Annotated in this window: 7 protein-coding genes; 5 read left to right on the top strand and 2 right to left on the bottom strand. The window is 43.7% G+C overall.

From position 1 onward, the window contains the following. Positions 1-133 precede the first annotated feature (133 nt). The 3 genes from ileS (at position 134) to OQ5_RS0116210 (ending at position 4187) form a co-directional block, all read left to right on the top strand. A complete protein-coding gene (ileS, locus tag OQ5_RS21385; RefSeq protein ID WP_255297592.1) occupies positions 134-3061 on the top strand; it encodes an isoleucine--tRNA ligase in 2928 nt (975 codons plus the stop codon). Positions 3062-3065: 4 nt separating this feature from the next. Continuing rightward, positions 3066-3566 (top strand): DUF5915 domain-containing protein, encoded by a 501-nt coding sequence (locus OQ5_RS24940; RefSeq protein WP_255297591.1) that lies wholly within the window; start codon positions 3066-3068, stop codon positions 3564-3566. Between the two features lie 225 nt (positions 3567-3791). Further along, positions 3792-4187 carry a TraR/DksA family transcriptional regulator gene (locus OQ5_RS0116210; protein WP_026055344.1) on the top strand — a complete coding sequence of 132 codons (396 nt, stop codon included), beginning with the start codon at positions 3792-3794 and terminating at the stop codon, positions 4185-4187. A 30-nt stretch (positions 4188-4217) separates the two neighbouring features. Here the strand turns inward: OQ5_RS0116210 and OQ5_RS0116205 are convergent, their stop codons facing one another. Further along, positions 4218-4490 (bottom strand): hypothetical protein, encoded by a 273-nt coding sequence (locus tag OQ5_RS0116205; protein WP_016778496.1) that lies wholly within the window; start codon positions 4488-4490, stop codon positions 4218-4220. A 96-nt stretch (positions 4491-4586) separates the two neighbouring features. On the opposite strand from OQ5_RS0116205, the gene OQ5_RS0116200 reads away from it, so the two are divergent. Further along, the gene (locus OQ5_RS0116200; protein WP_016778495.1) at positions 4587-5204 is read left to right on the top strand and encodes a lipoprotein signal peptidase; all 618 of its coding nucleotides are present in this window, start codon (positions 4587-4589) and stop codon (positions 5202-5204) included. Positions 5205-5489: 285 nt separating this feature from the next. On the opposite strand, the gene OQ5_RS23640 is transcribed toward OQ5_RS0116200, so the two are convergent. Then, positions 5490-5657 carry a hypothetical protein gene (locus OQ5_RS23640; protein WP_176694094.1) on the bottom strand — a complete coding sequence of 56 codons (168 nt, stop codon included), beginning with the start codon at positions 5655-5657 and terminating at the stop codon, positions 5490-5492. A 127-nt stretch (positions 5658-5784) separates the two neighbouring features. Here OQ5_RS23640 and OQ5_RS0116190 point away from each other — a divergent pair, with 127 nt between their 5' ends. Then, the gene (locus tag OQ5_RS0116190) at positions 5785-8193 is read left to right on the top strand and encodes an SLBB domain-containing protein (RefSeq protein WP_016778493.1); all 2409 of its coding nucleotides are present in this window, start codon (positions 5785-5787) and stop codon (positions 8191-8193) included. Positions 8194-8665 lie beyond the last annotated feature (472 nt).

Genomic DNA, 8665 nt, shown 5'->3' with positions numbered 1-8665 from the left:
CAGGTTAAATGCCGGTTCGGAAATTCTTATTTTTTCGGCCGGCATTTTTGTTTCTGTTTTTTCTATTTGCTTTTGTTTCAGTCAAGCGATATATTTGTAAACTTTTTAAAACGGAAGCAAAACGATATAATAAATGAACAGAAAATTTCCGGAATATAAAGGGTTAGACCTCGCAGAAATAAATAAAGAGGTACTGAAAGAATGGGAAGCGAATAAGACATTCGAGAAAAGCCTTTCTATCAGGGAAGAAAGTCCTTCTTTCGTGTTTTATGAAGGACCTCCTTCCGCCAACGGAATGCCCGGCATTCATCACGTCATGTCGCGCACCATCAAGGATATTATTTGTCGCTTTAAAACCCAGAAAGGATTTTTTGTTCAGCGTAAAGCCGGCTGGGATACTCATGGATTGCCTGTGGAGCTTGGTGTGGAGAAGGCGCTTGGCATCACAAAAGAAGACATCGGAAAGTCTGTTTCGGTAGCAGAATATAATGAAGCCTGCCGTAAAGATGTGATGAAATATACCGATATGTGGGAAGACCTTACCCACAAAATGGGATACTGGATTGATATGGATCATCCCTACATTACTTATGATAACCGGTATATTGAAACTTTGTGGTGGATGCTTAAAGAACTCCACAAGAAGAACCTTCTGTATAAAGGTTATACCATTCAGCCTTTTTCACCCGCAGCCGGGACAGGCCTCTCAACCCATGAACTGAACCAGCCGGGATGCTATCGCGACGTGAAGGACACAACCTGCACCGGTCAGTTTAAGGTGGTCAGAAACGAAGATTCCGCTTTTCTTTTCGAAAATGCCGATGCCGATATCTTTTTCCTGGCATGGACCACCACGCCATGGACATTCCCTTCTAATACTGCACTGGCAGTTGGCCCATCAATCCGTTACGTTAAAGTAAGAACTTTTAATCCTTATACTGGTAGTCCTTTGGTCGTTGTTCTGGCCAAAGACCTGCTTTCATCCTATTTTGACCCGAAGAGTGCCGACCTTTCACTGGCGGATTACAAACCTGGCGATAAAAAGATACCATATAAAATTTTGGATGAGTTTGATGGAGAAAAACTCGTCGGACTCCGCTATGAGCAGCTGATTCCATGGATAAAACCCGATGGCGATGCTTTCCGTGTTATCGCTGGTGACTTTGTTACAACCGACGACGGTACCGGAATTGTACATATTGCCCCTACATTTGGCGCCGATGATAACCGGGTTGCGAAAGAATCAGGCATTGCTCCCTTGCTGTTAAGGGATAAAGACGGTAAGCAGCAGCCTATGGTTGACCGCACCGGAAAATTTTACCTCATCAAGGATCTGGACCCCGGGTTTGTCAAAACCCATGTTGATTTGGATACCTATAGCGAATTTTCGGGGAGATATGTGAAGAACGCCTACGATGAAAAGCTCACTGAAGATGACCCTTCCCTTGATGTGGATCTGGCAGTAATGCTCAAAAAAGAGAACAAAGCTTTCAAGGTTGAAAAGTATGTTCACAACTATCCGCATTGCTGGCGTACCGATAAGCCGGTCCTTTACTATCCCCTCGACAGCTGGTTCATCCGCACAACCGCTGTTCGTGAACGGATGATTGAACTGAACAACACCATCAACTGGAAGCCGCAATCAACAGGAACCGGCCGTTTCGGGAAATGGCTCGAGAATCTGGTAGATTGGAACCTTAGTCGTTCCAGATACTGGGGTACACCTTTGCCCATCTGGCGGACAGAAGACGGAAAAGAGGAAAAGTGTATTGGTTCCGTTGAAGAGCTTGTGAATGAAATAGACCGGTCGGTAAGGGCCGGATTTATGGATAAAAATCCGTTCGGCAGCTTCAGACCGGGTGATTTCAGTGATGAAAATTACAACAAGATCGATCTTCACCGACCCTATGTGGATGATGTTATCCTGGTCTCGGAACAGGGAAAACCCATGTATCGTGAGCCCGATCTGATCGATGTTTGGTTCGATTCAGGAGCGATGCCTTATGCTCAGGCACATTATCCGTTTAACCCCCCGGAGGGGGGCCTCCAATTCCCCGCCGACTTTATCGCCGAAGGCGTAGACCAGACCCGTGGATGGTTCTTCACCCTCCACGCACTTGCAACCATGCTTTTCGACAGCGTTGCATTTAAGAATATCATATCGAACGGACTGGTGCTCGATAAGAATGGCAATAAAATGTCGAAGCGGCTTGGTAATGCGGTAGACCCGTTTGAAACCATCGAACAGTTTGGTTCCGACCCCCTGCGCTGGTACATGATAACCAATGCGCAGCCATGGGATAACCTGAAGTTTGATGGGGCCGGTATCGATGAAGTGAAGCGTAAGTTTTTTGGTACGCTTTATAACACTTATTCATTCTTTGCTCTGTATGCAAATATCGACGGTTTTACAGGTGCCGAAGAGGAAGTGCCGGTATCAGAAAGGCCGGAGATCGATCGCTGGATCATCTCGCTGCTGAATACTCTGAAGAAAGAGGTGAATGATGCATTGGACAGTTATGAACCAACCAGGGCAGGACGCGCCATTCAGGAGTTTGTGACAGAAAACCTGAGCAACTGGTACGTAAGGTTGAACAGAAAGCGGTTCTGGGGAGGGGAGTTCGATCGTGATAAAATAGCCGCTTACCAGACTTTATATCAATCGCTTGAGACAGTGGCTATGCTCGCTGCCCCTATTGCGCCTTTTTATATGGACAGGCTCTTTTGTGATCTGAATAAGATATCCGGGCGTCACAGTGAAGAATCGGTTCATTTGACCGATTTTCCCGGGGCCGACGAGAGTTATATAGACAGTTCACTGGAAGAGCGAATGGGGTATGCCCAGCAGATTTCTTCCATGGTTCTTGCTCTGCGCCGTAAGGTCAACATTAAGGTGCGTCAGCCGCTGCAAAAAATAATGTTGCCGGTTTATGACAATCATTTTGAGCAACAAATAGATGCTGTAAAAGATTTGATAATGACAGAGGTCAATATCAAAGAAATTGAGTATCTTAAGGATGTTACCGGCGTACTGGTAGAAAAAAATCAAACCCAACTTTAAAACTTTGGGACCACGCTTTGGTAAAATGATGAAGGGCATCAGTAAGGCCTTTGGGGAAATGACCCAGGAAGACATAGCCCGCTTTGAGGCAGACGGAAGGTTTGAGCTTAACGTGGACGGACAAAAAGTGGAATTGCAAAGCGAGGATGCAGAGATCATCAGTGAAGATATTCCCGGAATGCTGGTTGCCAACGAAGGCAAAATTACTGTTGCTCTGGATATAAATGTAACACCCGCCCTGAAAGAGGAAGGTATTGCACGTGAGTTGATAAACCGGATTCAAAACCTGAGAAAAGACAGTGGGTTTGAAGTTACCGATAAGATCAGGATTAATATTCAGAAAAACGGGAAAATTGATAACGCTGTAAATAAACATAAATCATATATTTCGGCACAAACGCTGGCCCGGGAGATTAATTTGGTCGATTCATGTAACAGTAATCATGCTCTCTCCGTAGAGATAGACGACGATGTGAATACATTGCTGGAAATTAGTAAAATATAAGAACACTCTTTTTATCTCAACAATGAGTTTGGAAACAAAGATGAGTGTGGTATAAAAAGACATATTTTTGTCAAAATCAAGGCGTTTTAAATTTTTGTGCCGGAGTTAACTCGTTGTTAATGAGGATGCAGAAATTTAAAACAACACAGAGTTTGGCAACAAATGCTTTTTAGACCGCACTCAAAGATGTTTTTTACACCGGACTCATATATAAATTTTGTCACCATGGCTGAAAAGACCCGTTATTCAGATGAAGAGCTGCAGGAATTTAAAGAGATCATTCTTGCCAAGCTCGAAAAAGCAAAACGCGATTACGAATTGCTTAGAAATACCATAACACTCGAGGATGGCAATGACACTCAGGATACATCTCCCACTTTTAAAGTTCTGGAAGAAGGGGCTGCTGTGCTTTCCAAAGAAGAAGCCGGGAAACTGGCCCAGCGTCAGCAAAAGTTTATTCAGCATTTGCAGGCTGCTTTGGTGCGGATTGAAAATAAAACTTATGGAATTTGTCGCGAAACCGGCAAACTGATATCCAAAGAACGCCTGAGAGCGGTTCCGCATGCCACCCTGAGTATTGAAGCAAAAAAAGACACAGAAATAGAAAGTTTTGAGCTTTAAATTATTGCAACATAGGGTTCAGATGGTATTTCACAGAAGTACAGGGATTGTTGTGTCTTTTTTGCTGTGTTTTTTGCAGGGAATGAGTAGTAGCTCCTTGTTGGTCAGGCATGACATAGTGCGGTTGACGAAATTTCCTTCATCTGTTTTCGCCAGAAGAAGCTCCATAGATTCGGGATGTAACATCTTATTTCTAAACATCTGATTTTTAGCATTAAAATATATAGCATATTGCATCTGTGTTTTTTCAGGGTAAGCCTGAAAAAAAGCCCCTACGGGGGATTTGGTCAACTTAAACAACATGTTGGTTGGTTTTATGTGATAAGCGCCTAACAACCCTAACAACCCTAACAATCTAACATCTAACAATCTAAACATCTAACATCTAACAGCCAGGGGATGGGAAAATTAAAAACACCGATATTAATAATTATAGCAATACTGATTGTTGATCAGGCACTGAAATTTTGGATCAAGACCACAATGATGTTGGGGGATGAGTTCCCTGTTTTTGGGAACTGGTTTTACATCCATTTTGTTGAGAATAACGGGATGGCTTTTGGAATGGAACTGGGGGGCGACTGGGGCAAGATTTTTTTGAGTGTTTTTCGAATTATAGCAGTTGTTGGTATTGGTTGGTACCTGTACCGACTTTCCTGCAAAGGGGCGCCAAAAGGACTGATAATTAGTGTAAGCATGGTGTTGGCCGGAGCTCTCGGAAATATCATCGACAGCATGTTTTACGGGATGATTTTTAATCACTCCTATTCTCAGGTTGCCCAATTATTTCCTGAAGGTGGCGGATACGCACCGTTTCTTCACGGTCGTGTGGTCGATATGTTTTACTTTCCGCTTTTTTCCGGTCATTACCCCGATTGGCTCCCGTTTATCGGAGGCCGGGAGTTTATATTCTTCCGCCCGGTTTTTAACATTGCCGACTCTTCGATAACGTTGGGCATTATTTTTATTCTGATTTTTCAGAAACGTTTTTTTAAAGACGAGAGTTCGTCAGTATAAAGGCAAAAGGCAGAAGGCAGAAGATAGAAGGCAGTAGAGACGCACCATAGAGCGTCTCTCAAAAAATACACCATATAAGACATATAAGACAAGAATACAAAAAATAAAGTTGCATCACAGATAACAGAGATTAACCAAATTTAAAAGAATATTTCAAATTAATAAGTCTCCCCTGGGGGGATTTAGGGGGCCTCAAAACCCGAAACACAAAACTCGAAACTTAAAACACGGAACGAGAAACCTAAAACCGTGGAGCGGTGACAGAGCGGTAACATTAGTCAATAGTTATTCTTCAATAGACAATAGTTTTTGGCTTTTTCTGCTGCTTCCACCGCCATTTTTAATAAATTTGTGCTCCGAAATAATGGCTATGCTCTGAAGATAATTTTTCAGTGCCATAAGCGTTTGTAAAGTGTAAATGATTTGTTTCTCCGATACATTGTTGGCTGTCACTTATGGATGCAATTACTTTGTATAAGCACCATGGGAGTCAGGAAACGGTAGTGTGTTCAGACGTTATCTAACCACTAACCACTAACTACTAATTACTAATTACTAACCACTAATCACCATTGTCGATATGCGTAAAATCATCATTCTTCTTCTGCTGACCATTTTATCCGGAGTTGCTACAAATGGATATTCACAGCAAAACGTCAACCCTTCGCAGGTAAGGATATCCGAGTTGTCAGACAGCCAGATTCGACAAATATATAACGAAATCATGAGCCGTGGGCTTTCGGAGCAACAGGCCATTTCACTGGCTATGGCACGTGGTTTTTCAAGACAGCAGATTGATGCACTTCAGCGGCGGTTTGAAGAGCTTGGTTTGGGACAAGAGAGTGTAGCCGACACAACCCAGGCTTCATCGGGGTCTGCTTTATACGATCAGGAACTTTCATTTAAAGCCGAAATTGAACCATCGGAAGAGGAAAGAAGATTATTCGGGTTTAATTTTTTTAATTCGGATCGCTTAACATTTGAGCCTGGAGTGAATTTACCGGCCACCGATTCCTATATTATTGGCCCGGGTGATGAGATATCCATTGATATTTGGGGTGCTTCGGAGCAAAGTTATCTTCTGATGGTTGATAATTCCGGGAATATCAATATCCCAAATGCAGGGGCGGTTTCTGTTGGTGGTATGACCTTGCAAAAGGCCAGAAAGAAAATATTCGATAAACTTGTACTGATATACCGGGAACTCTCCGGAGATCAGCCACGGACTTTTGCCAATATTTATCTGGGGCAAATCAAACCAATAAAAGTACATGTAATAGGAGATGTATTTGCCCCGGGCAGCTATACACTCCCGGGAACCGCTACGGCATTTAATGCACTTTATCTGGCAGGCGGGCCCGATATGAATGGTTCGTTCAGGAGTATAAAAGTTATCAGGGATGGCAGGGTTATTAAAGTTCTCGATGTCTACGACTATCTGATTAATGGAAATACAGGGAATAACATCACCCTTCGCGATGACGATGTGATAATGGTTCCTTCTTATCTTAACAGAGTCAGAATTGGAGGCGAATTTAAGCGAACCGGCATCTTTGAGGCCAAAGAGGGCGAAACGGTTGGCAACATGATTGATTATGCAGGTGGTTTTACCGACAAGGCTTACAATGAACGGGTGGAAATATTCAGAAATGAGTCGCGTCAGATTCTCTTTAAAAGCGTTACAAAGGAAGAGTTTACAAATGTACAGGTTGAAAACGGAGACAGCATTTCGGCCGGGGAGTTGACCGAAAGAGTGGAAAATCGTGTAATTATTGAAGGCGCTGTTATGCGGCCTGGAAATTATGAGCTTGAGGATGGTCTTATGCTTTCTGCTCTTTTGAAAAAGGCCGACGGACTTCGTGAAGATGCCTTTATGCAACGTGGCCAGATACTTCGTCTTGATGAGAAACTTCAATTGCAGAATATCCCTTTCAATGTGGAAGATTTGATATCGGGAAAATTTGATGTGGAATTACAACGCGAAGATATTGTAACCATCTATTCCATCGACAGCTTACGACAGGAGCGTACCCTGCAGATCAGAGGAGAAGTGGCCTCTCCCGGCAATTACGATTATCGCAACGGAATGACGCTGTCAGACCTGGTTGCGCTCTCCGGAGGTTTTCTTGAATCTGCGTCCAGCTCTTACATTGAGGTTGCCCGTCGCCTGAGTCATGAGGAAGCTTCAAATTATCAGATGCGGACGGGACATTTGTTTCAGTTTTCCATCTCCCGCGATCTGGAGATGGATGAGCAGGACGAACAGTTCGAACTGCAACCCTACGACAAAGTATATGTGCGTAAAGCACCCGGTTTTGTGCAGACAGGAACCGTCAGAATAAACGGAGAGGTGATCTATGCCGGTGAATTTAATCTTTCCAGCAGGCAGGAGCGGGTCTCGTCGATAATAGAAAGAGCGGGCGGACTAACACCCGATGCATTTCCCGAAGGGGCCATGCTGACGCGTAAAGTGGACCTCGATCCCAAAGTAAAACGCCTGAGGGAACAATTGATGGAACAGGATATCACTTTACAGTTTGATGACCTTGGTTTTGAAGTGGTGGCTGTTGATCTGAAACAAGCGCTTGCAAATCCGGGCAGCCGCGATGATATCTTCCTGAAAGACGGGGACGAGTTAATGATTCCCCGGGAATTGCAAACAGTAAGAATTGGCGGAGAAGTACTTAATCCCAATAGTACCCCTTTTATACAGGGAGAAGGACTACGGTATTATGTGAACCAGAGCGGAGGCTTTTCCGATGATGCCAGGAAAGGAAAGGCTTATGTGGTTTATCCCAATGGCAAAGCAGCTGCTACTACAAAGTTTCTGTTCTTTAAAAATTATCCGAAAGTACTTCCCGGTAGCGAAATTGTAGTGCCGGCCAAAAAGCAGCGTGAACCATTGCCTGCAACCGCCTGGATCAGCATAGGCAGCAGCGTGGCCTCACTGGCCCTGACAGTGGTGACGATTGTTAATGCTGTTAATTAGTGCTCATCTATAAACTTGCAAAAATTTTCTCAATATGTGTGTCTGTACAGAAAGTGCCAGTTGCAAGGCTTGCGAAGCCGCCAAAAACGCAGTTTACTTTTCGTAAATGAGTATTTTGGCGGCGAGCGTAACACAGCAAATGGTACATTATGGACAGACACTAATTAGTGTCTGTTCATTATGTAGAAAGGCCTGTTAGCTTGTTAGGGTTGTTAACCTGTTAAAATTGTTAGTCTGTTAGAATTGTTAGGTTGTTATTGGTTGTTATAGTGTTAGCCTGTTGGGGTTGTTAGCTTAGTTAACATCCCTAACCTGGACAAGGCAGGACCAAACAAATTTTTACATTATCTGTCGCAGCTCCGCAGCTTTTTGTTTTTCTTCTTACATAATTCTACCGTTCTGTCGCCGCTCTGCGGCTATTAATTGCTGATATATTGTTGACAATACTAAAACCGCGGAGCGGTGACAGAGC

The organism is Anaerophaga thermohalophila str. Valhall, from assembly GCF_000250735.1.
Classification (GTDB): Bacteria; Bacteroidota; Bacteroidia; order Bacteroidales; family Marinilabiliaceae; genus Anaerophaga; species Anaerophaga thermohalophila_A.
Note: the sequence above shows the minus strand (reverse complement) of the source record. Positions and strands in the feature narration are given on the sequence as shown.

Bases quoted from the DNA above. Each gene is read 5' to 3' on its own strand.
- ileS (WP_255297592.1), top strand. From the start codon at position 134: ATGAACAGAAAATTTCCGGAATATAAAGGGTTAGACCTCGCAGAAATA.
- OQ5_RS0116210 (WP_026055344.1), top strand. From the start codon at position 3,792: ATGGCTGAAAAGACCCGTTATTCAGATGAAGAGCTGCAGGAATTTAAA.
- OQ5_RS0116205 (WP_016778496.1), bottom strand. From the start codon at position 4,490: ATGTTGTTTAAGTTGACCAAATCCCCCGTAGGGGCTTTTTTTCAGGCT.
- OQ5_RS0116200 (WP_016778495.1), top strand. From the start codon at position 4,587: ATGGGAAAATTAAAAACACCGATATTAATAATTATAGCAATACTGATT.
- OQ5_RS0116190 (WP_016778493.1), top strand. From the start codon at position 5,785: ATGCGTAAAATCATCATTCTTCTTCTGCTGACCATTTTATCCGGAGTT.